This window comes from Sorangium sp. So ce693 (assembly GCF_051521375.1).
Classification (GTDB): domain Bacteria; phylum Myxococcota_A; class Polyangia; order Polyangiales; family Polyangiaceae; genus Sorangium; species Sorangium atrum.
On sequence record NZ_CP150347.1, the window covers coordinates 8,238,404 to 8,260,568 of the forward strand.

The 22,165-nt window shown below is 67.3% G+C and carries 17 protein-coding genes; 4 read left to right on the forward strand and 13 right to left on the reverse strand.

Going from position 1 to position 22,165, the window contains the following annotated elements:
* Positions 1-284: 284 nt before the first annotated feature.
* Both WMF14_RS30440 and WMF14_RS30445 read left to right on the forward strand, forming a co-directional pair.
* Positions 285-791 carry a hypothetical protein gene (locus tag WMF14_RS30440; protein ID WP_437791798.1) on the forward strand — a complete coding sequence of 169 codons (507 nt, stop codon included), beginning with the start codon at positions 285-287 and terminating at the stop codon, positions 789-791.
* 148 nt (positions 792-939) lie between these two features.
* Positions 940-1,425: a hypothetical protein gene (locus WMF14_RS30445; protein ID WP_437791801.1), complete on the forward strand. Its 486-nt coding sequence runs from the start codon at positions 940-942 to the stop codon at positions 1,423-1,425.
* 7 nt (positions 1,426-1,432) lie between these two features.
* On the opposite strand, the gene WMF14_RS30450 is transcribed toward WMF14_RS30445, so the two are convergent.
* Both WMF14_RS30450 and WMF14_RS30455 read right to left on the reverse strand, forming a co-directional pair.
* Positions 1,433-3,571, reverse strand: a complete 2,139-nt coding sequence (locus WMF14_RS30450; protein ID WP_437791803.1) for an FG-GAP-like repeat-containing protein — start codon at positions 3,569-3,571, stop codon at positions 1,433-1,435.
* Positions 3,572-3,839: 268 nt separating this feature from the next.
* On the reverse strand, positions 3,840-6,014 hold the full coding sequence (locus tag WMF14_RS30455) for an FG-GAP-like repeat-containing protein (protein WP_437791806.1): 2,175 nt from the start codon (positions 6,012-6,014) through the stop codon (positions 3,840-3,842).
* Positions 6,015-6,879: 865 nt separating this feature from the next.
* Between WMF14_RS30455 and WMF14_RS30460 the strand changes: the two genes are divergently transcribed.
* Positions 6,880-7,425, forward strand: a complete 546-nt coding sequence (locus WMF14_RS30460; RefSeq protein ID WP_437791807.1) for a hypothetical protein — start codon at positions 6,880-6,882, stop codon at positions 7,423-7,425.
* Between the two features lie 402 nt (positions 7,426-7,827).
* Positions 7,828-8,313: a hypothetical protein gene (locus tag WMF14_RS30465; RefSeq protein ID WP_437791809.1), complete on the forward strand. Its 486-nt coding sequence runs from the start codon at positions 7,828-7,830 to the stop codon at positions 8,311-8,313.
* Positions 8,314-8,600: 287 nt separating this feature from the next.
* Here WMF14_RS30465 and WMF14_RS30470 read toward each other — a convergent pair whose 3' ends face one another.
* The 11 genes from WMF14_RS30470 to WMF14_RS30520 are packed head-to-tail and all read right to left on the reverse strand — an operon-like array spanning position 8,601 to position 22,155.
* Positions 8,601-9,455: a transglutaminase family protein gene (locus WMF14_RS30470; RefSeq protein WP_437791811.1), complete on the reverse strand. Its 855-nt coding sequence runs from the start codon at positions 9,453-9,455 to the stop codon at positions 8,601-8,603.
* Positions 9,452-11,497, reverse strand: a complete 2,046-nt coding sequence (locus tag WMF14_RS30475; RefSeq protein WP_437791814.1) for an alginate O-acetyltransferase AlgX-related protein — start codon at positions 11,495-11,497, stop codon at positions 9,452-9,454. Before WMF14_RS30475 ends, WMF14_RS30470 begins: the two co-directional genes overlap by 4 nt.
* On the reverse strand, positions 11,484-12,203 hold the full coding sequence (locus WMF14_RS30480; protein WP_437791817.1) for a glycosyltransferase family 2 protein: 720 nt from the start codon (positions 12,201-12,203) through the stop codon (positions 11,484-11,486). Before WMF14_RS30480 ends, WMF14_RS30475 begins: the two co-directional genes overlap by 14 nt.
* Complete coding sequence (locus tag WMF14_RS30485) at positions 12,200-13,279, reverse strand: NAD-dependent epimerase/dehydratase family protein (RefSeq protein ID WP_437791819.1); 1,080 nt, start codon at positions 13,277-13,279, stop codon at positions 12,200-12,202. The genes WMF14_RS30480 and WMF14_RS30485 overlap by 4 nt, the downstream gene beginning before the upstream one ends.
* Positions 13,276-14,319: a hypothetical protein gene (locus WMF14_RS30490; protein ID WP_437791820.1), complete on the reverse strand. Its 1,044-nt coding sequence runs from the start codon at positions 14,317-14,319 to the stop codon at positions 13,276-13,278. The genes WMF14_RS30485 and WMF14_RS30490 overlap by 4 nt, the downstream gene beginning before the upstream one ends.
* Positions 14,320-15,279, reverse strand: a complete 960-nt coding sequence (locus tag WMF14_RS30495; protein ID WP_437791823.1) for an NAD-dependent epimerase/dehydratase family protein — start codon at positions 15,277-15,279, stop codon at positions 14,320-14,322.
* Between the two features lies 1 nt (position 15,280).
* Entirely contained in the window at positions 15,281-16,588 is a 1,308-nt protein-coding gene (locus tag WMF14_RS30500; protein ID WP_437791826.1) for an alginate O-acetyltransferase AlgX-related protein, read from the reverse strand.
* A gap of 9 nt (positions 16,589-16,597) precedes the next feature.
* Positions 16,598-18,055: an MBOAT family O-acyltransferase gene (locus WMF14_RS30505; RefSeq protein WP_437791829.1), complete on the reverse strand. Its 1,458-nt coding sequence runs from the start codon at positions 18,053-18,055 to the stop codon at positions 16,598-16,600.
* Positions 18,056-18,064: 9 nt separating this feature from the next.
* Positions 18,065-19,051: a sialate O-acetylesterase gene (locus WMF14_RS30510; RefSeq protein WP_437791832.1), complete on the reverse strand. Its 987-nt coding sequence runs from the start codon at positions 19,049-19,051 to the stop codon at positions 18,065-18,067.
* Positions 19,052-19,101: 50 nt separating this feature from the next.
* A complete protein-coding gene (locus WMF14_RS30515) occupies positions 19,102-21,084 on the reverse strand; it encodes a tetratricopeptide repeat protein (protein ID WP_437791834.1) in 1,983 nt (660 codons plus the stop codon).
* 9 nt (positions 21,085-21,093) lie between these two features.
* Complete coding sequence (locus WMF14_RS30520) at positions 21,094-22,155, reverse strand: hypothetical protein (protein WP_437791837.1); 1,062 nt, start codon at positions 22,153-22,155, stop codon at positions 21,094-21,096.
* Between the last annotated feature and the right edge of the window lie 10 nt (positions 22,156-22,165).

The window sequence follows — 22,165 nt, forward strand, 5'->3', positions numbered from 1 at the left end:
GTGACGCGCTCCCATGGGAGGCGCGCGAGGCGATGGCCGAGGTGCGCGAGGCGGCCTCCGCGACGCTCGGGGGCAACGGGCCGGCTCTGGCCCTCTGGAGCGCCTCTCCGGTCGCGGTCTTCGATGCCCCGCTCCGCGAGACGCAGGCCGGGCCTCCCCCTCCCCTCGCTGCTCGGCCAGGCCCTGATCCCGAGATCCCGGGTTCCGTGCTCCTTCACTGCCCATCGACAGCCGATGCACGGACATGATTGAATGAACATTTCAATACAAAGGAGCGTTCAGCGATGCGTATCTCTCGAATCCATCTTGCAGCCACGGCGCTCGCCGCAGCGACCGGAGGGCTTTTCGCCGGCGCCGGGGGCGCTCTCGCGGAGGGCACGGACTTCGCCGGGACCTACGTGGCGAGCCTCCCGGATCGCGCGGAGATCATGCACCTTCACCGGGACGGCACGGCCGGGATGACCCTCTCGGATCAGGTCACGTTCGGCGCCGGCGGGTTCACGTTCAGCGACAGCCTGGGCTCCTGGAGGCGCTCGGGGAACCATACGATCTCCGTGCGCATGCTCAACCTCAACTTCGATCTGACCGGCGCAGCGCCCGCGTTCTCCGGGATCGCCGTCGTCGACTACGTCCTGGTGTTCGCACCCAACAAGGAGACGTTCACGGCGAGCTGCCAGGGCAAGATCTTCGCCACGGGCGTCGACCCGCTCGATCCCGCCGCCACGCCGACCACGGCGTTCGATTGCGCGTACCTGAATGGGCATCTCTACCATCGGTCGTCCGCGCCCTAGCTCTCCGCACCGAAAGCGCTTCCGGCGGCGTCGCTGCCATGAGATAAGAGAGAGTTTCTCCACGCTCGTTTAACGGACCTGTCGCGGCGCCCTGGCGCGAGGACGCGCCGAGAGCACGCGCACCGATCCGTGGAAAGGATCGAAACGTATGCGAAAAAAGCTTCTATTTGCTCTCTCGCTGCTCCCGCTCGCGGCCCTCGGGCTCGCCGTCCGGCCGGCGCCCACCCTGGCCGGCGGCTTCCCTTCCAGATGCGCCGGGACCTACCTGATCTCGGAAGGGGGCGGTGCCAGGGATTTCTGGACGTTCGCGGCCGACGGGTCCTTCTTCGGGACCACCTCGACACAGCCCCTCTACAACTTCTCCAACCAGCAGGGGAGCTGGGAGAAGGTCGGCCACGACGGCGCTCGAGGCGCCCTGTTCGCCTTCGTCTACGACGAGGACAACACCCTGATGACGACGGCCCGGATCGATATCGTGCTCGACACGGTCGGTCAGGGATGCGACGAGATCGCCGGCTCCCTCGTCGTGCGCACCTTCGAGGACGGGGAAGATCCGCTCGACCCTTCGACCGACACCGGCGATCCCATCGCCTCCGACACCTTCACCGGCCGCCGCGCGAAGGCGAGCCCATAAAGGCGGGTCAGAGTCCGTTGGGGATCACGGTGAGGGTGCCGGATCCCGTGTTGGTCAGGACGAGATCGTCGTACCCATCGCCATCCAGGTCCGCGACGGCGATGGCGTTGGGGCCGGGCGCGGCGCCGGTCGGGACGACCGGGCCCGCGCTGAAGGTCCCGTTGCCGTTGCCGGTCATCGGGCGGACGCCGCCCGATGACGTGGTGACCAGGATGTAGGCGTCGAGCTTCCCATCGCCGTTGAAATCACTGGCCACGACCCCCAGCGCCGAGTTGGCGATCGCGCTGGACGACGCGGTGGACTGAACGCCGCTCGCGAACGTGCCGTCGCCGTTCCCTCTGAAGAAGAAGAGGTACCGGCCGGCCGCGCCGTTCGAGAGGATGTCGAGCTTGCCGTCCCCGTCGGCGTCGCCAAAGGCGATGCCCGCCGTCTGGCCGTTGGCGGAGTTGGTATAGGCGGCCGGCGCGGCGAACGAGCCGTTGCCCTGGTTGATGAGGATCGAGAGGCGTGCGGAGGCGGGGCTCGTCACCACGAGATCGGTGAAGGCGTCGCCGTTCAGATCGCGGCAGGCGATGCTCGACTGGACGCCCCCGGTGGCCGCGATGGAGATGAGCGTGGGCGCGCCGAAGCTGCCCCCGCCGGTGCCCATGATCACGCTCACCTGATTCAGGGCCACGCTGGTGGTGGCGATGTCGGCCGCCCCGTCGAGATCGAAGTCCGCGGCGCAGAGGTGGACGGAGCCCGGGGTTCCGGTGGTGAAGCTCGTCGGCGCGCCGAAGGTCCCGGGCGCGCTCGGGCCCAGGTTTCGGTAGACGCTGATGCTCCCGTTGCTGGTGGGCAGGTTGGTCTGGCCGTCGACGGTGACGGCGTCGAGCCACCCGTCGCCGTCCACGTCCACCGCCACGACCGCGTTGCTGGAGAGCGGGGCGCCCGTGGTGTAGAGCTCCGGCTGGACGGTCGCGTCGCCGTTGCCGTGAAACACGGAGAGCGACCCGGAGGGGGTCGTCGACGACCCGGATTCGGCGTTGGCCACGAGGATGTCGAGCTCACCGTCGTTATTCACATCGGCGACCGCGGGAGCCAGCGGGCTGTGGGGCGCGGAAACGCTGACCGGTGTGCCGGGGACCTGGCCGGAGGGCGGGTCCTGGCAGCCACCGTTCGAGCAGATCTGACCCGCCGCGCACGCGCTGTCGCAGGCGTTGCAGTGGGAGGCGTCGCTCTGGAGGTTCACCTCGCAGCCGTCGGACGTGAGCCCGTTGCAGTCCGCGAGGCTGCCTTCGCACGCCTCGCAGCTGGTCCCCTCGTAGGTGGGCAAGCACTCACAGGTGTAGCTGTTGAGGCCGTCGACGCAGGTCCCGCCGTTCTGGCACGGGCTTTCGGCGCACTCGTCGATGTCGGTCTCGCAGTTGTCGCCGGTGAAACCGGGCAAGCACGCGCAGGTGTAGCCGTTGATGCCGTCGATGCAGGTCCCGCCGTTCTGGCATGGGCTTTCGGCGCACTCGTCGATGTCGGTGCAGGTCACGCCGTCGCCCTCGTACCCTGCGTTGCAAGCGCAGGTGAAGGAGCCCGACGCATCGATGCATGTAGCGTTCGCGTCGCAGTCGTCGGTGCCCAGGGCGCACTCGTCGACGTCGGTGCACGTCACGCCGTCGCCGGAGTACCCTGCGTTGCAGGCACAGGTGAAGGAGCCCGCCGTGTCGGTGCACGCCGCGTTCGCGTCGCAGTCGTCGGTGCCCAGGGAGCACTCGTCGACGTCGGTGCAGGTCACGCCGTCGCCCTCGTACCCTGCGTTGCAAGCGCAGGTGAAGGAGCCCGACGTATCGGTGCATGTAGCGTTCGCGTCGCAGTCGTCCGTGCCCAGGGCGCACTCGTCGACATCGGTGCACGTCACGCCATCGCCCTCGTACCCCGCGTTGCAAGCGCAGGTGAAGGAGCCCGGCGTGTCGGTGCACGCCGCGTTCGCGTCGCAGTTGTCGGTGCCCAGGGCGCACTCGTTCACATCGGTGCATGTGCCGCTCTGGCAGGCGTCCTCGTCGTCATCGCCGTCGGCCACGGAGGGGCCGGCGCTTGTGCAGCTCGCGAGCAGCAGGCTGGAGAATGCCGGGATCGCCAGACAGCTGAAAAGAGAGCTCTTGCGATAGCTCATGGTTTGTCCTCTGTTTTTTGTTGAAGCCGGGGGGATGCCGCGCGATGTCGAGCCTGCGCTGGCTGGAGAGACGTCAAGTCGTCCAAGCCCCCGGGACCAGGCGCGCTCCGCTGCTACTGCTGCTGCTGCGTGAATGCCTCAGCTGCAGAGCGCGCCCCTCATCGTGCGGAAGGACTGCGTACGATCCGCCGTCGGTGGAGCGTTTTCAGCTCACGTAGGATGCTCCAACCAGGCGAGCCACGTAAATGAAAAAGGGCGAAGAGGCGGGTCAGAGTCCGTTGGGGATCACGGTGAGGGTGCCGGATCCCCTGTTGGTCAGGACGAGATCGTCGTACCCATCGGCGTCCAGATCCGCGGCGGCGATGGCGTTGGGGCCGGGCGAGGTGCCGGTCGGGACGACCGGGCCCGCGACGAAGGTCCCGTTGCCGTTGCCGGTCATCGGGCGGACGCCGCCCGAGGCGGTGGTGACCAGGATGTAAGCGTCGAGCTTCCCATCGCCGTTGAAGTCATTGGCCACGACCCCCAGCGCCGAGTTGGCGCTCGTGGTCGGCGCGGCGGCGGACTGAACGCCGCTCGCGAAAGTGCCGTTACCGTTCCCCTTGAAGAAGAAGAGGTACCGGCCGGCCGCGCCGTTCGAGAGGATGTCGAGCTTGCCGTCCCCGTCGGCGTCGCCGAAGGCGATGCCCGCCGTCTGGCCGTTGACGGCGTTGGTGTAGGCGACCGGCGCGGCGAACGAGCCGTTGCCCTGGTTGATGAGGATCGAGAGGCGTGCGGAGGCGGGGCTCGTCACCACGAGATCGGTGAAGGCGTCGCCGTTCAGATCGCGGCAGGCGATGCTCGACTGGACGCCCCCGGTGCCCGCGATGGCGATGAGCGTGGGCGCACCGAAGCTGCCCGTGCCGGTGCCGAAGATCACGCTCACCTGACTCAGGGTCACGCTGGTGGTGGCGATGTCGGCCCTCCCATCGCCGTCGAAGTCCCCGGTGCAGAGGTGGACGGAGCCCGGGGTGCCAGTGGTGAAGGTCGTCGGCGCGCCGAAGGTTCCGGGCGCGCTCGGGCCCAGGTTCCGGTAGACGCTGATGCTGCCGTTGATGAGGAGCTGGTTGGTCTGACCGTTGACCGTGACGGCGTCGAGCCACCCGTCGCCGTCCACGTCCACCGCCACGACCGCGTTGCTGGAGAGCGGGGCGCCCGTGGAGTAGAGCTCCGGCTGGACGGTCGCGTCGCCGTTGCCGTGGAACACGGAGAGCGACCCGGAGGGGAACAGCAGCGCCCCGGATTCGCCGTTGGCCACCAGGACGTCGAGCTTGCCGTCGCCATTCACATCGGCGACCGCCGGGGCCAGCGGGTTGTGGGGGACGGAGGCGTTGATCGGCGTGCCGGGGACCTGGCCGGAGGGCGGGGTCTGGCAGCCACCGTTCGAGCAGATTTGCCCCGACCCGCACGCGCTGTTGCAGGCGTTGCAGTGGGCGGCGTCGCTCTGGAGGTTCACCTCGCAGCCGTCGGACGTGAGCCCGTTGCAGTCCGCGAGGCTGCCTTCGCACGCCTCGCAGTTGGTCCCCTCGTAGGTGGGCAAGCACGCGCAGGTGTAGCTGTTGATGCCGTCGGTGCAGGCCCCGCCGTTCTGGCACGGGTTGGACGCGCACTCGTCGATGTCGGTCTCGCAGCTGGCGCCTGTGTAGCCGGGCAAGCACGCGCAGGTGTAGCTGTTGATGCCGTCGGTGCAGGTCCCGCCGTTCTGGCACGGGCTTCCGGCGCACTCGTCGATGTCGGTGCACGTCACGCCGTCGCCCTCGTACCCCGCGTTGCAGGCGCAGGTGAAGGAGCCCGACGTGTTGATGCACGCCGCGTTCGCGTCGCAGTTGTCGGTGCCCAAGGCGCACTCGTCGACGTCGGTGCAGGTCACGCCGTCGCCGGAGTACCCCGCGTTGCAAGCGCACGTGAAGGAGCCCGGCGTGTTGGTGCACGCCGCGTTCGCGTCGCAGTTGTCGGCGCCCAGGGCGCACTCGTTCACATCGGTGCACGTGCCGCTCTGGCAGGTGAGGCCGTCACAGCACGGCACCGTGGGGTCGCACGGCGCGTTCACAGGCAGGCAGCCCTCGCCGCTGCAGGTCGGGTCGTAGAGCGGCGAGCTCGGGTCGAGGCTGGTGACATAATCGCCGGCGTGGGCGCTGTGCGCGTCGATGCACGCCTGCTCGCTGACGCGAATGATCGTGTACGGATGCTTCGTGGAGCCCGTCTTGTGGCAGATCTTGACCGTACCGTTGACGTCGAAGTAGTTGCACTGCTCGGGGGTGAGCGCGTCATGAGCTTCGCCCACGGCCTCGTCGTCGTGATCGCCGCCGGTCACGGAGGGGCCGGCGCTGGTGCAGCTCGCGACCAGCAGGGTGGAGAAAGCAGGGATCGCCAGATAGCCGAGAAGAGAGCTCTTGCGATGGAGCATGTCTTGTCCTCTGTTTTCGTTCAGATGGGGTGTGCCGCGCGCTGCGGAGCCTGCGCTGGCTGGAGCAACCTCAGGTCACGCACTTCAACAGTTCAAGACCGATGCCAGCGTGAAGGCGCCGCAGGCGGAGGTGATGTCGAGGCAGGCCCCTGCGCGCCGTTCGCGCTGCGTCTCGCGCGCGCCGCCGCACGAGCCACCGGCTCCCGCGCTGAGATCGCGCTGAAACCAGGGGATATCGCCATATCAGGGCCGTTTGCCCGGTATCGCGCACGCCGCGGTACCGGGCACGAACAGCCTGGGGCCCAGCCGCGCTCCGCTGCCGGCACTGCTGCCTGTATGTCTCAGCCGCGGAGCGCGCCCCTCACTGACGTGAACGACTTCGGACCGCTGTCGAGAACGATGGAGAAGTGCCCGCCTGTATAGTACGGACCGGGCGAGTCACGTAAATCGGAAAATTCGCCGGCCCACGCGATTCACAGTGTGATTCACATCTGTGATTCACGTGCGTGGGGAGGCGCCATCTCGCATGTTGCACAGAGGGCGACGTTGTGCATAGCCGACAGGACGCTCAGCACATCGCTGAACCGACCCAGGTGCCCGAACGCAGTTCCGCTCCGGACGGCGCCACACCGCTGGTCCAGCCGGCCTTCAAGGGACGGGAGCAAGCTCCGTGCGCAGATATTGCAGCAGCTCGCCTTCCCCGACGACGCGTGGCCAGGATCGTACAACGCGTCGGTGAGCGCTGGCCTCGGCGCCTTGATCGCGGCGGCGCCGAGGCGTAGGGTGCCGCCCTGCGTTCGCAGGGCGCCATGAGCGTGCACGTTTGGCGCGCTGCTCTCCCCGATTCTCACAGGAGGGATGACCTATGCTCCGCAATGCGAAGATCAACCATCTCCGAATCGCTCAGCTCACCATTGCCACCCTCATGGCCGCCGCAGTCCCGGTTTGCTTCACCCTCGCCGCGCCCGCGCGCGCAGCGGTCATCGACGTTCAATGCGTGGGCGACTTCAACCGATCGTTCAGCCCGGCCGTCACCGTCACCCCGCAGACCGTCACGGTGACCGAAGCCTTCGACTACGACACGTGCCTGATCGGCCCCAGCGCGACCGGCGCCGCCTCCATCACGCTGTCCCTCGGCTGCGTGCCCGTCTCCGCGGGACCGCCGGAGACGGAGACCGTCACCTGGAACGATGCCACCGGCGGCACCAGCACCATCACCTGGGCGGCCCCCACCGTCGTCGGCCAGACCGCCCTATTTACCGGGACGGTCACCGCCGGGCGCTACGCCGGAGACTCTGCCACCAAGGTCACATCCGGGATCAGCTATCTCGGCAGCGTCATCGAGTGCCTGCTCGGCACGCCCGTCAGCAACACCACAGGCCTGGTCGACAGCATCGTGCTCACCCAATGATTGCACGGGGGGAGAAAGCCTGAACACCTTGGAGGCGTCACGCACCGACCGCGGAACCTGCCTTGGGTTGACAGAATGCGTATTCCGGGCCGACGTGACGGCCGATTCCGAGCGCACGTGACGGCTCGTTCCGAAGGGACGTGACGGGGCGTTCCGGGCCACCCGACGGGGTGTTCCGACACACCCGACGGCTCGTTCCGACGCACGTGACGGCTCGTTCCGACACGCGCGACGGCCGTTCCGAGGGACGTGACGGACCTTTCCGACGGGGGTGACGGCCCGCACGCGGCGATCGCGGTCGCAGCCTCATCGCGTACATGGGCGCGATGTCGGAGCGGCTATCGATGCGGAAGGTTCGAGAGATTTTGAGGCTCAAGTTCGAGTGCAAGCGCAGCCGCGGCGGTGATCGCCGACGAGCACCGTCCCAGGGCTCATCGCGATTACGGCAAGTGGCCGCCGGAGCGGGTGGTCGCGTGGGCCGAGACGGTCGGCCCGAACGTCGGCGAGCTCGCGCGCGCGGTCATGAGCCACCGCACGCACCCGGAGACGGGATACAGGACGTGTCTCGGGGTGATCCGCCTCGCGGACAAGTACGGGCGCGAGCGCGTGGACGCCGCGTGCGCGCGGGCGCTTCGCATCGGCAGCCCCACCGCGAAGAGCGTGAGCGCGATCCTGAAGCATGGTCTCGAGCGCGCGCCGCTGGTCGAGCCGCCGCCTCGTGGAGCGCTGCCGCACGAGAACCTCCGCGTCGCCGAGTACTTCGACAAGGAGGAGAGGAGTGATCTTGGAAGAGACAATTCAGAAGTTGATCGAGATGAAGCTCAACGCGATGGCGGCGATGCTGAGAGAGAGGGCGGCGGCGCCGCCGACGGAGCCACTCTCCACTGACGAGATGATCGGGTTGCTCCACGTCGCGCCGGACCGGGCCGTCGCGTCGCTCCGGAACGAGCCGTCACGTCCTTCGGAATACGCACCCGTCCGCAGGGGAACGCGCACTCGTGCGCGAACGATGTGCCGGCGGCACTCGCGCGCGCGCGTTTACACGAACGCCAGGCGCACCGGGGACGGGCCAGGGCGAGGACTTACGGACTTACGGAGGATCTCGAGGGAGGGCGAGCGACGATTCGGGGCGCGAGCAGCTTTGCCGACACGCCCTAGCGAGATTGCCTTGCCAATCAGTAGCTCGGCGGCAGTGGGCACGCCCGCGGAGTCGTCGCGGTCGTGCGCTCCGCTGCCAAGAGAGAAAGGTTCTGCTCGATGCCGGGCAAGTGCGGATTGGCGTTGCAAGCGCGACGGTAGCTTGCCTCCGCGCTCTCGAGATTACCGAGCAGCTGCTCGACGGCGCCAAGGCTGGCGTGGGCCTCGGACAGCTCCGGAAAGAAGCCGGTGGCGCGGATGAAGGCTGCTCGCGCTTCGGTCAGCCGTAGCTGCCGGCGCCGTTCGTTGCCGACGTTGTATTCGACGACGCCCAGCACCTCGGATTGGCTGAGTGGACGCGCGTATTCGCGCGCCGAGCCGCCCGGTACCGGAAAGCGCTGGCCGTACCACGCGTCCGGCATCGCCTCACCGGCGCGCAGCAGCTCCACGTTGCGCGCGCCGCCCTGTTCCTGCACCCGCACGTAGAAGTGCCCAGGCATCATCACCCCGGACGCCGAATAGCCGAGCGCGTCAGCCAGCGCGAGAAACAAGGTACCAAGGCCAACGCAGCTTCCGCGGCGGCGCTCCAGCACGCCGGGCAGGCACACGAAGGCTAGATTCGTGTCGGCCACTTCGCGCACGAAGCTCCAACGACCGAACAAGAGCTCACTCAACACCGAAGCAGGTGAGCGCTGGGGCGACGAAGCGAGCGCGTTCTCCGCCTCGTCGACGAGACGCGAAAGCTCCGTCAGGCTCCAGGTCACCTGACTCTCGTCGACGAACGCGGTGTCACGGGCCACGCCGATCAGGGCGCGGCCGAACGCGAGCTCTCGACGCGGAACACGCCAGCAGCCGCTGCCCGCGAGCAAGAGCAGGAGCGAGCGGCGCTTCATGGCTTCTTCAGCGGCTCCCAGTCTTCCCAGTAGTTGTAGAGATCACGCGCCGTCATCATCCAGATGACCAGCTTCTTCGTGCCGAGCGCCTCGACGCTGCGGCGCAGCAGCTTTTGCCGCACGTTGGGGCCGCCGCCGTAGCTCATGACCAGGTCGAGCGGATACGCGATGCCACGCGCGACGTGCGCCGAGACGCCAGCGTGCTCGGCGTCCGTCAGCTCATAGACGGCGGTGAAGCTGTCGCCCAGGAGCACGACCGGGCTATCCGGGTCGTCGTCGTACGGCTTGCCGTCGGCGACGACCTGGTGCGCCACGAGCGTCTCAGGCGCGTATTTCTTCTGCTCAGCTTCCGGCAGTCGCGAATGCAGATCGCCGAAGCGGGTGAAGCTGGTTTCGCGCAGGTCGTAAGCGCGCTTCTGCTTGGCGAGCTCGGCGTACCAGGGGTACTTCTTCACGCGGGTGGCCAGGAGGTCTGCGGCCAAGCGCAGCCCACGGTCGGTCCAGTGCGTGTCCTGGCGCTGGAACAGGAACGGCTCCGCTGCGCTCGTGACCTTCGCCTGCAGGAACGCCGGCAGCAGGTCCACGATCTCCACGCCTTCCTTGCTGAGACTCTCGATCAGTTTGCGGAAAGCCGGATTGATGACGTGACCCGACAGCGCTGTGAAAGCGGGGTCCAGCTTCTCCGGATACACCTCGAGCTTCGTCGGGACCGGCACGAACAAGAAGTCGACCCCCTGCTCGTCGAGCAGCTTCTTGAACTCGAGGATCACCGGCAGCGGGTTCTTTCCCTTGCGTTGCTGCTCGAGATCACCACCGCTGACGTATTCGAGGTCGTTGCGGTAGAACAGAAAGCCATCTCGCCCAGCCAGCGCCTTGACCTTCGGCGGCATGCCTTTGAGCCGCTTTTTCAGGGCGTCATGGGTCGGCCTGAGCTTGGCCATCCACGTCGGCCAAGAGCCGCCCGCCTGGGCCAGCTCGCGCTGCACCGTCTCGAGCCCCGGCGCGGGGTTCGGCGACGGACGTGTCTTGCTCAGCCGAAGCGCCGGCTTCGCGGGCGCAGCGGCCGCGAGCGCCGCGCCTTCGCCACGCACAAGAAAGACGTTGTACGTGGCTTTGCCTTGCGGCTTGCCGCGCAGCACGATGGTCGGCGCCGGAAAGGCGCGCCCGCCCAGCTCTTGCTTGATGTAAGGCTCGGTCTGCGCGTCGGGAAAGCTCTTTCCCACCGGCATGAGATCGGTGTTGAAGGACGGGTACCAATACGACGAGAGTTGGTTCGCCCAAGCCTTCACCTCGCTCGGCGACAGCACTGGCGCGACGTAGTCCTTCTGAATCGCAGCCACAAGCACGGGAGTGACGACGCCAGGCGCCACTCGGCCATAGAGCTCGGGAAAGCCGTCCCCGTCCTGATCGACGGAGCCCGCAAAAGGCTTGAACCAAGGCTGAAACTCTACCTTGGCCCACAACTCCACTGCGCCCGACGCGGCCTGATGAACGAACACCTCGCTCAGGAGCTGGCCGGAGGTGCCGGGCGGCAACTGCAGGCCCCACCGCTCGCTGCGCACGGCTGAGCCAACCTCGGCCAGCGCTTCGGCCCCCGCTACCTTGTGCGCTTGCAAGAACTCCGACAGCGGCGCGAAAGCCAACGCTTGCTGCTGCTCGACCGGCGAGAGCGGCGTCTTCGCGAGATCGCTCGTCAGGCTGCCCTGCTCGAGCTGACCCGCGAACGCGTGCGAGGTGTCGGGCGTGCCCGCAGCCGACATGGGCGTCTCTGGCTCCGGGTCGGCGATCATGAAGTTGCTGTGATAGGCGGCGTAGTCGAGCGCGGCGCGCGTCGGGCGTGCCACCTCACGCACCCAGACCTGCGAGCGCGTTCGTGCATAGCCTTCGTTCAGCGTATGGACGTAAGCGTGCTCGACGCGCGTGCCGGCTCTCGCATCACCCCAGGGAAATTTCGCGGACCCGGCGTTACAAGCAACAATGCCGAGCGCCGATGCGGCGGCGAGCAAGCCCCAGACCCCAAGTGCGCGCTTACGCTGCGTCATAGCGACCTCGACGGTAGTTCCACATCACTCGAAGCACCCGGAGCCCGTACGTCAGCGGGTTCAGGTGCGAGACCTCGTCCCCGTAGTGCGTGGGCACCGGCGCCTCGCCGACCGAAAGCCCACGTGCCCGCGCCGAGGCGATGACCTCCAGATCGAAATCGAAGCTGTCGGACAAGTCGTGAAACGGCAGCGCCAGCGCGCGCGGCCCATAGAGAAGATAGCCGCTGTGGTAGTCAGTCATCGAAAGCGACAGCGTCCGGTTCTCGATGCGGTTCAGCAGCGCATTGCCGACGTACTTGTAGATGGGCATACCGCCCTGCAAGGCCGTGCCTGCAGCGATGCGCGAGCCCTGCAGCAGATCGAGCCCGCGACGTGAGAGCTCCCCGATCAGCCCAGGCAAGGCCTCGGGCGCATACTGACCGTCGGCGTGGATGCAGGCGACCAGCTCCGGCGCATCGGCGCGAGCCTTGGCCAGACCGTCCTTCATCGCCGCACCGTAACCGCCGTTGCTGGGCCGCCGGAGCAAGCTAAGGCGAAACGCCGACGAGCTGTAGCGCTCGACCCGACGGGCCGTGTCGTCGCGACTGCCGTCGTCGACGACCACCACGTGGGTGGGCCCCGACGAAGCCAAGCCGCCGACGCGCTCCAGCACCGACTCGATGTGCCGGGCAGCGTTGTACGCAGGGATGACGACCGTTAGCTTCATGCGGAGCTCGCGAGCTGGGAGAGCGAGGATGCCGCTGCGACGCGAGCGCCGTAGCGCTCGACGTAGTCGTGCACGATCGGCGGCAAAGAGGTGGCCAGGCGTCGCTGGGGCTTCCAACCGAGCAGTCGCTGCGCTTTCTGAACGTCCGGGATGCGTTCCTGCGTGTCGTCGTAGCCGGGGCCATAAAACTCGGCGGCCGACACCGCGCGAAACTGCGCAGGCGCGCGCTCGGGTAACCGCTCAGCGAAAGCGTCGGCCAACAGCCGAGCGAGCTCCGCGATACTGACGTTATTGTCCGGGTTGCCGATGTTGAAGATCTGGCCTCTACTTTGCTTCGGCCGCTCGAGCACGCGGCACACGGCTTCGACCATGTCGCTCACGTCCATGAACGCCCGCCGTTGCGCGCCGCCGTCCACGAGCGGTAAAGGCTCCCCTCGCAGCAGCGCGCTCATGAAGCAGGCCAGTACGCGGGGTGTCCCCTCCCCGTCGATGCCGGGCAGGAAGTCCATGCGCGCGCCGATGGTGTTGAAGGGCCGAACGATCGTGAACGGCAACGCGCCGTGCTGACCGTGCGCCCAGATCACCCGCTCGAGCAGCTGCTTCGCGCACGAATACGTCCAGCGCTCGCGCCCCACCGGGCCGAGCAAGAAGCACGAGTCGTCCTCGTGCATACGCGCGGTCGGCAGCCCCTGCCCGTCCAGCGCGGTGCGCCCGTACACCTCGGCGGTCGAGAAATGAATCAAGCGCACGGCGCGCTCCGCGCAGCGCTTCACGAGCGGCAACAGGTGCGTGAAGCTGGCGTCGATGACCTCCAGCGGGATGGTCGAGTACTGGGCTGGGTTGCAAAGCGCCGTGAGCGAGATCACGACCTGACAGCGCTCGGTCACGTCCTCGACGAGCCCCGGCGCCTCGACGCGCGCCTCGATGCGCCGCACGCGCGGGTCCCAACACTCGAGCTTGGTCAGATCCACGTCGACGGCGTCGACCTGGCAGGCAAAGCGTTCAAGCAAAGCCGGCACCAGGTGCGAGCCGATGAAGCCGCCCGCGCCGACCACCGCGATGCGCGTTTCCCTCACGGTGAGCCGCTCCCGGCGGACGGAATGAAGACGTCGGGCCAGCGATCATTGGCCGAGTTGTAGGTGAGGCGCGCGGCCTTCTCGGGCGGCGTGCCCACCTCCCACAGGTAAATCTCGTAGTCGGCGGTGTCGTGGTCGTGACCGCGCTGGGTGATGCCCCAGACCAGCCATTTGCCATCGCGCGACAGCTGCGGGAAGTACTCGTGCGAGCGGCGACCCGGCAAGTCCATGAACTGGAGCTTGTCCAGGTCGACGTCCTTCGGCGGCGTGCCGTCATCGATCGGCATGCGCAGCACCCGGCTATCGCCGTTCCCGGTCGGGTGAACCCAGTAGATGGCCGTGTGATCCGGCGTCCAGTTCACCTGGCAGCCCAGCCCGGTCTGGGTCCAGGCCTTCTTGGCGATGTTCCAGATGCCGGTTTCGCGCTTCGAACCGCGCAGCGTGATGGCGAGGTACTTGCCGTCACTCGAAAGCTCCGGCTGCTGTAGCAAAGCGCCGTCCAGCTCGGATACGCCCTCGCTGTCCATCAACTGCGTCTCTGCGCCGCTGCCGAGCTTGCTGCGAAAGACCTTCGTGCCGCGTACGAACAGGATCTCATCCTCCGAAATCCAGCTACCCCAGCTCGCGCTCTCGACGACCTTCTTCGGCTCGGAGCCGTCCGGCTTGATCGTGTAGATGTCCCATTTGTCGCTGGTGTTGGCGTCGCGTTCGCTCACCCAGCCTTGTTTGCTGCGGCAAAACAGGATCTGCTCGCCGCTCGGAGAGTACCTCGGGAACCAGTCGACCTCGTCGCCCTTGGTGATCTGTTTGACGTCCGAGCCGTCCGTCTTCATCGTGAACAGGTCGTGATTGCCCACGCGGGAGCTGGACCAGACGATGGTGCCGTTGGCCTTTCCGCCGACCTCGCGCATCAGCGCGACGTCCTCCGCGGGCGGGGCTTCGTCGGCACCCTTCGGGGGCTCGCCCGAAAAGGCCGAGCATCCGAGCACAGCCGAGCAGCACAGAGTACCAATTTGCCGCAGTGGGAAACGCAGGCTCATCTAATTTGTCCTTTCGCGAGCTCCACTCGCGCGGGGTGCGAGGGTGGCCGCCTCGACGGCGGGTGAAGGGAAACAGTGACGCAACCCAGCGCGCACGCCGAGCGGCGCGTAGCCGAGGTCGTTCATGGCTTCGGTCGGGTCGAGATCGGCGTCGTTGACGATGCCGGCTATCGCGCTCGAGGTGAGCGGGGGCCGCTTCATGAACACGGGGAGCACGGCTGCCAGCGCCCGGCACGCCCACACCGGCAGGTGCAAGAAGGGCCTAGGCCGATCGTGATGAAGCAGCAGCAGCTCCGCGAGCTCGCGCATCGAGATCACCTCCGCGCCGCTGAAGTTGTAGATCTTGCCGTGCGCGATCGGCGCATTGGCGAGCCGCACGAGGCCGTCGACGATATCCTCGGACCAAACGGGCCTTTTGAGCGCGCCCCCGGCGCCGATGAACGGCACCACCGGAAACCGCCGCAAGTAGTCGAGGAACATCAGGAGCTCCTGACCGCCGCCCTGCTCGTAAACCAGCGTGGGCCGCACGATCGTGTAGGTGAGCCCTGAGCCCTGGACGAGACGCTCGGCCTCGAGCTTGGACTCGGCATAGCGCGTGCGACGGGGGTAAACGACCGAGGCCGACGAGACGTACACGAAGTGCGGCACCCCCGCTTTTCTCGCCTCCGCAACGAGGTGCGCCGTGCCGTCGCGGTTGACGCGCTGAAACATCGTGGGGTCGTGGGTAATGATGATGGCGGCCAGGTGGTAGACGAGGTCGATGCCGCGACACACGCCGGCCAATGTGTTCGGATCGCTGATGTCGCCTTCGCGCACGTCGCAGCCCAGCGCATCGATGCGCGCTCGCAACGGATCACCGGGCAGCACGAGCGCTCGCACTTGCCAGCCCGCTTTGCGCAGCCGCGCCGTCAAGCGGGCGCCCATCACGCCGGCGGCGCCAGTCACCAGGGCTGTCAGCATCCTACGGAGCCCCCGCAGGCTCGGGAGTCGGGAGATCCAGCGGAATCCAATCTCCGACCGACAGCTCGCGCGCAGCGAACTCCCAGACCACCACGCGCTTGCCCGCCAGGCGATCTTGGCCGGCCTTCAGCTCGCGCGCGAGCGCCTGGCGCGTAGCGAAGGCGCCGGAGTCGTTCTGCGCGATCACGTCGAGGGGGCGACCAAGCGCCAGGGCCAGGTGCGGGGCCAGGCCCGACGCATTGCCCCAGCCCATCCCCTCGAGCGTGAAGATGTTGGTGAAGCTGTCGCCGAGCAGGAGCACGTCGGCGCTCTCGTCAGGCTCCCAGGGGGTGCCGGCCGCGTCCTGCACCTGGTGCACGACCACGCTCTCCGGTTGAAACAGGCTCTGATCGTCGGGCAGCTTGAGCATGTCGACCAGATCACCGACGCGCGAAGCCTGCTGCGGAACGCCGCGCATCACGGGCTTCTCGGCCAGCTCTGGCAATACCCCAAGCCCGATCACGAGCTGGCCGAGGTCGGCGGCGATGCGCTCCATGTAGCCGGGCGTATAATGCGTATCTTGAGCGAGGAAGAGCGGCTCGGTACGGGGCTCAGGCACGCTGCGGCGCGCGTCGAGCACGGCCACGCCGGCGGCTCGAAGCTCGCTCAAGAAGCGGTCGTAGTCGACATTCTGCGCCATTTCGACGCGCCCATCACGCCCAAGAAGTGGACCGGGCTCGATCCCAGCCTTGTCCGGCATCGGCAGGAGCACGAGGCGGATCCCGCGTTGCGCGAGCGCTTGCTGGAACGCGAAGATGGCGGGTCGCGGATCCGGGTGGATGGGCTCCTGGCCTGCGTCGAGGGCTTCCCTGGCGCGGCCCCGCAGCACCTCGGGCTCCAGGAATCCGGGCCCGCCGACGTGCAGCACACCGGGCGTGTAATAGAGCCAGCCGCCGTGCCCGACGACCGCGAGCTTGTTGCCCACACGACCTAGACGAGTGAGCAGCAGCTGCACGCGGGGCTGGACCCAGGCCTTGACGTACGAGGCATCCTCGATGCCCTTCTCGAGCTGACGCAGGTTCTCGGCCGTCGGTGGGCGGCGCACCAGATCCGCGAGAGGCGATTCCTCACCCTCGCTCTTCTCGAGGTAGGCCTGCGCGAGCGGAACAGCGTAGATCGCCCCCAGAAACAGCAGCGTGAGCAGCCAGGCCGCGCCGCGACTCACGTCGGTCGCGATGATACCGCGGCGCAGCTGCTCGTCGCCTGTGGGGTCGGTCGGACCGCCGCTGCGTTCGATGGCGGAGGACGAGGGAGGCAAGGTACTTTGCATCGCGCGGCCTCAGAACTGAAAGTACAGAAACGGGTTGATGGTCTGCGTCCACATCATCAACGTCGCGAGCGCCATCGTGGCCGTCACGAACGCGGTACGTGGCAAGGACAAGCGCCGCGTGAGCTCCCAGCTGTTGGGCATGCCGAAGATCACGACCGCGGCCAAAGCGAATAGCCCCACGTAGTACCGCGGGTGGAATGCGCCCGCCACGACGTCCGCCGCCGGCGAAACGGCGGCGAGCCCAAACAGCGAGCCCAGGTAGGTCACCGCCTGCTCGAGCGTCTTGGCGCGGAAGAACACCCACGACAAACACACGATCAAGAAGGTGAAGGCGACGCCGACAGCAGGTGGCAGGCGGCGCAGCGGGTGAGCTTTACCGAGCCTGCGCTCCACCCCGAGCATGCCACCGTGGATGCCGCCCCAGATGACGAAGTTCCAGCTGGCACCGTGCCAGAGCCCGCCGAGCAACATGACAGCCATCAAGTTGGCGTACGTGCGCAGGGGGCCTTTGCGGTTGCCACCGAGCGGAATGTACAAATAGTCGCGCAGCCACGTGGACAGGCTGATATGCCAGCGCCGCCAGAACTCCGTGATGCTGCGCGACTTGTAGGGTGAGTCGAAGTTCTGGATCAGCACGAAGCCGAGCATCAGCGCCAAGCCCACGGCCATGTCTGAGTAGCCGGAGAAATCGAAGTAGATCTGGAATGCGTAAGCTACCAGCCCGAACCACGCGTCGTAGAAGTGCTTGGCGCCACCGGCGAACGCCGTATCGGCGATGTGCCCCATCGGGTTGGCCAGCAGAATCTTCTTACCCATCCCCAGCGAGAAGAACGCGACGCCGCGCGCGAACTTCTCGAGCGTGTGCTGGCGCACGCGCATCTGCTCCTCGATCGCCGCATAACGGATGATGGGGCCCGCCACCAAGTCGGGGAAGAAGGCCTCGAAACACATGTAGTCGGTGAAGCGCCGCATCGGTCGGGCGTCACCGCGGTACACGTCGATGGCGTAGCTCATCGCCTTGAACGTGTAAAAGGAGATGCCCACCGGCAAAACGACGTGCAAGACCGGCACGATCTGCGTCGAGCTGCCGAAGAGCGCGCCAAGCGCGTTGATGTTCTCGGCGACGAAGCCCGTGTATTTGAACGCCGCGAGCAGCCCGAGGTTGGTGACGATGGACGTCGCCAGCACCAGCTTCATCTGGCGGGTCCGCACGACCTCGGGGCCGATCACGGGCGGCAAGCCGTCGACGTCGGGCAGCCGTGACATCTTCAGAAGCAAGAGGCCGCACACGTAGTCGACGCTCGATCCGAAGAACATGATCACGGCCCAGCTCGGGTTCGCCCAGCCGTAAAATACGTAGCTCGACACGGCGATGAGGGCCGTGCGGGCCCGGCCCGGCAGGGCGTAGTACGCGGCCAGTACCAGCGGCAAGAAGTAGAACAGGAAGATATGGCTGGAAAAGACCATCTCAGCGGCTCACGGGGCCCACGGGCGCCAGCCCTTGTCCTTCATCGTCGCGAGCGCGCGTTGCACCCAGGTGCGATGGCCGTCCAGATTGAAGTGATGGTCGTCTTGCATGCCCAGACCCTCGGCCGAGACGAGCGCGAAGTTCGACACCACGCTCGGGCACCTTTCGATCTCGGGACGGATGGCGGTCGCCACGGCGCCGCCGACCACGAACTCGCCCGAGCCTTCCACCTCGTAGTCGTTCATCAATGCAGGCAGCGTGGGCTCGCCGACGTCGTTGCGAATGGCGGTCACGAGAGTATTGATGCATTCGGGAAAACCGGAGCGATCGGCGGCAGTGCCGTGTCGCTCGGTGATCCCGAGATAGATGAAGATACCGCCGAAGGTCACCCGCCCCTTGATAGCCTTCGGTGCGGCGATCAGCTTGTCGTAGTAGAGGCCGCCCGGAACGAACTGGGAGCAGTAGGCCGAGGGCCACCCAAATCCGAGCGAGATGAAATAGTTGTCGGGCGCGAGCATCGCGGCTTCCTTGACCAGCGCCGTACCCGGCCCGCCGGCGTCGGTGTCACCCGCGGTTTTCGGCTCGATCGCGAGCTCCGGCGCCGAGCCAGGGTGGTACATGAAGGCGTGCGGATGGGTCTCCGTGAAATGGAACGGGCGTGAGCTCTGGGGCCTCGTGGCGCGACCGGCCATGTTGGAGTGACCGATATGAATGAAGGCGATCGCGCGCTCCCTCGGGACGTCAACGCCTCCAAGGTTGATGGTCACGCCCGAAGGCGCCGGCCCACCGCCGGACCCCGCGTCGCCGGTCCCGCTGCTCCCGCCGCCACCGCTCCCGTTCGCCGCGGTCATGGCACCGCCGACCGAAGCTCCACCCGTGGTGGTCCCCGCTCCAGCGCCGCTCGAAGGCCCGAAGTCGTCCCCCGTCCCGACGGACTGCGTGTCGTGTGGATGCTCGGCGACCCCGCAGGCGAGCCCGCCGATCAGCGCGAACAAGGAAACGAGCGCCCACCGAGACCTGGACAGGCTCACGTTGAGAAGTGGTTTCATCGTCGACTCTCCTCCAAGTTCACCAGAATCCGCCTCGCTTCGGGGTCGAAAGGCCGGACGCGCAAGGCACGCCGTAGAAAGCCCAGGCCTTGCGCCGATTCGCCCCTTCGCAGGGCGATCAACGCCATGAGGTTCAGGCTCCCGACGTCGTCGTCCTGGGAAATCAGGCTCTGCCGGGCGAGCCGCTCGGCGGCATCGAGCTCACCCGCCGCGAAGCGAAGACGCGCTTCGAGGGCCCGGGCTTGCGGCGTGTCGAGGCTCGCGAGCGTACGCTCCGCTTGCTCGAACTGACCGAGCACGCCGTGCAACGTGGCCAGGCTCAGACGTGCCGCGGCGTGCACCTTTGGGGAATCCGCGAAGCGCTGCCCCAGCTGGACCAAGGTGCGGTCCGTCTCGCTGGCTTCACGGAACGGCTGCTCCGCGACGCCGGGCGTGAGGTCGCGGCGAGCAAACAGCACCTCCGAGCCGTCCGTGTAGAGTAGCTTCCAATCAGCGCTCGCGTAGAGGTGGCCAATCAAGCGCTGGTAGCGCTCGGGGAACATCACCGGCAAGACCACGTAGGCGAAGGAATGGCGCGCCTGAAACGCTTCGAAGCGCTCTGGCTCGTCCGCGAGCCTCAGGTATTCGGCAAACTCGTCGGCGGTGCGCAACACGAGCCGGGTGTCAATGTACGGCCGAAACCGCGGATAGAGCCGCCAGATCAGGTAGCCTCCGTGATGATCGGCCGCAAAGACGTCGCCCCCGGGCAGCGCGTCGAGGCGCGCAGCGCTTTCGGCCGGCACCCGGAACGGGCTCGGATCCGCCAGCGGCGGCTCGCGCGCCGCCGCCGACGCCGAGACGAGCAGCAGCGCGCTCAGGAGCACCGCGTTGAGACCCACCGCCACGCGCACGCCCGCGCGGCGAAAGCTCGAGACACAAAGCCGCCGGAGCGCCGGGGCCAGATTGACCGCGAAGATCGGCGCCCCGACCCAGTACAGCAGGAGCACGTTGCGGTTGCTCATCAGCGCCAGCCCGGCGAAGCCGAGCAGCAGCAGCGCATGGCTCAGTCTCAAGCGGCGCCCGGCCAGGAGCACGGACAGAGCGAGCAGCGCCAAACACCATTTGAAGTGCCAGAACTCGCCGTCTGACAGGCGTTCGAGCTCGAAGGGCGGCAGGTTCTCCGCCACGTCGTGGGCGAAGACCTGGTGCTCGCCGGGCAACAAGCGCCCGAGCAGCAGCGCCGGCAACGCTGCGCCGCGCAAGCCAAACGGCGTGAGACACGTCGCCAGCAAACACCCCCCTAGCGTCGCGAACAGCTGCTGTACCCGCGCCCACGGTGCCAGCGCACCGGCGTGTTCGCGCGCAAACGGCCACGCACGCGTCTGGCCAAAGCTCGCCCAGCCGAGCGCCGCCACCGCGTACGCCGCGATCACCGCGGGGCCAAGCGCCGAAAGGCCCTGGAAATTCGCCCAGACCAGCTGCGCCAAGGGCAATAGCAGCAGGTGCCGGACCCGGCCGTCGCGCCGAAAGCGCTCGAGCGCGAACCAGAAGAACGCGAGCAGGACGAGCGTGCCTATCACGGGCCGGACGAGCAAGAGCGAGCGAGCCGCCAGGAGCCCGCCGACCAGCGACGTCACGAGGAGCCCCCTCGCCCACGAGCCGCGCCGCGCTTCGAGCGCGAAGTAGAGGAAGCCCGCGCCCAGGCCGATCAGCGCGCACTTGACCAGAACAAGACCGACGAGGCCGACCGCCTGGTGCACCGCGTACACCGCGAGCTGAAAAAGCCAGTGCACGTCGACCCAGGCACGCCCTTGCGCGCTGACCGAGAAGGGATCGGTGAACAGGAGCCCACGCCGAGCGACCATTTCGCGACCTGCCGCGAGATGCCACCAGATGTCACCGTCGGCCGAAGGCGCGAGCCCCGTCGAGGCCGCACCCAGGCCGAGCAACGCCGCGACGAGCGGCGTGCGATGGCGGAGCAGGGCGGCGACGGGCAACATGACCACTTCTCAGAACGGTGAGACGGTGAAGCCGATGCCTGCCGTCCACGGTTGCAGGCTCGCGCCCTGGCTGCTGCTCTCGGCGCCGTCGACGACTCCGCGCTTGTCCCAGCCGAGCGGCAGCGACACGCCCCCCAGGATCGCCAGCCAGGCGTTCGACCACTCCACGGCGAGCGTGCCGGTGACTGCCCACAGCTGCACCTCCTGGTCAAGCCCACGGTCACGATCCGCACCGAAGAAGTGCGACAGCGACAGGCCGAGCGACGGCACCAGCGGCCCCCAGAAATAGCCCGAGTAGCCGTAGATCGCGGCCGCCGGTGCGCGGTAGTTGCCCAGCTCGTTTTCCCCGCCGCGGTAGCCGAACGAGCCGCCCAGCACGATCAGCCCCCACGTCTTGTCGATCGTATGGTCGAGCGTCAGGCTGCCGCTCACCTTGCCAAGGCCAAGCTGCTTTTCCTGCGTGAGATAGTCGTTCTTGTACTGGGCGTCGTGCACGCCGGTCGGGACACCGACCTGCAACGTCAGGCTGGTGGAGTTGATCTCGCCGAAGCGCCGCGTGACGAACCCCGCGACGTCACCCACGCCGGAGTTCGAGATGTCCACGGGCAGGCCGTAGTAGTCGCGGTAGTACTTGTAGAGCAGCGGAACCACGAGCCCCACATTCCATTTCTCGTTCAAATTACGCGAGACTTGAGGGCTGAGGCTGAGGTTGTAGCCGTCGTCCAGGTGAGTGTACGTGCCGAGTGTCTGCTGCTCGAATAGCCCCCCGGTCACGCTGTGGCCGATCCACTTGATTCCGCCCCCCGCGCCCGTGGAGCTACCGGCCCCGCAGCCGCCGATCGTCTCCCAGCTCGAGAGCAGGCCTTCCAACCGTGAAACTCGTAAAGACAGCGCTGGTCCGAGCTCGGCGAGCGCGCCGCCTCGCTCGCCGAGAGTCGCCTCCAGGCGGGCCACTCGCACATCGTTTTGCCGAGCCGCGCGCTCGGCCGCAATGAACGGGAAGCTGGCGACCGCGGCCAAACCACATGTGACCAGCCAGGCGCCCGGGACACGTAGTCGTCTGAAGTTCAATCGAGTTTCT

Excerpts from the sequence above, each read along its gene's own strand:
- WMF14_RS30440 (WP_437791798.1), top strand. The coding sequence starts at position 285 with ATGCGTATCTCTCGAATCCATCTTGCAGCCACGGCGCTCGCCGCAGCG.
- WMF14_RS30445 (WP_437791801.1), top strand. The coding sequence starts at position 940 with ATGCGAAAAAAGCTTCTATTTGCTCTCTCGCTGCTCCCGCTCGCGGCC.
- WMF14_RS30450 (WP_437791803.1), bottom strand. The coding sequence starts at position 3,571 with ATGAGCTATCGCAAGAGCTCTCTTTTCAGCTGTCTGGCGATCCCGGCA.
- WMF14_RS30455 (WP_437791806.1), bottom strand. The coding sequence starts at position 6,014 with ATGCTCCATCGCAAGAGCTCTCTTCTCGGCTATCTGGCGATCCCTGCT.
- WMF14_RS30460 (WP_437791807.1), top strand. The coding sequence starts at position 6,880 with ATGCTCCGCAATGCGAAGATCAACCATCTCCGAATCGCTCAGCTCACC.
- WMF14_RS30470 (WP_437791811.1), bottom strand. The coding sequence starts at position 9,455 with ATGAAGCGCCGCTCGCTCCTGCTCTTGCTCGCGGGCAGCGGCTGCTGG.
- WMF14_RS30475 (WP_437791814.1), bottom strand. The coding sequence starts at position 11,497 with ATGACGCAGCGTAAGCGCGCACTTGGGGTCTGGGGCTTGCTCGCCGCC.
- WMF14_RS30480 (WP_437791817.1), bottom strand. The coding sequence starts at position 12,203 with ATGAAGCTAACGGTCGTCATCCCTGCGTACAACGCTGCCCGGCACATC.
- WMF14_RS30490 (WP_437791820.1), bottom strand. The coding sequence starts at position 14,319 with ATGAGCCTGCGTTTCCCACTGCGGCAAATTGGTACTCTGTGCTGCTCG.
- WMF14_RS30495 (WP_437791823.1), bottom strand. The coding sequence starts at position 15,279 with ATGCTGACAGCCCTGGTGACTGGCGCCGCCGGCGTGATGGGCGCCCGC.
- WMF14_RS30500 (WP_437791826.1), bottom strand. The coding sequence starts at position 16,588 with ATGCAAAGTACCTTGCCTCCCTCGTCCTCCGCCATCGAACGCAGCGGC.
- WMF14_RS30505 (WP_437791829.1), bottom strand. The coding sequence starts at position 18,055 with ATGGTCTTTTCCAGCCATATCTTCCTGTTCTACTTCTTGCCGCTGGTA.
- WMF14_RS30515 (WP_437791834.1), bottom strand. The coding sequence starts at position 21,084 with ATGTTGCCCGTCGCCGCCCTGCTCCGCCATCGCACGCCGCTCGTCGCG.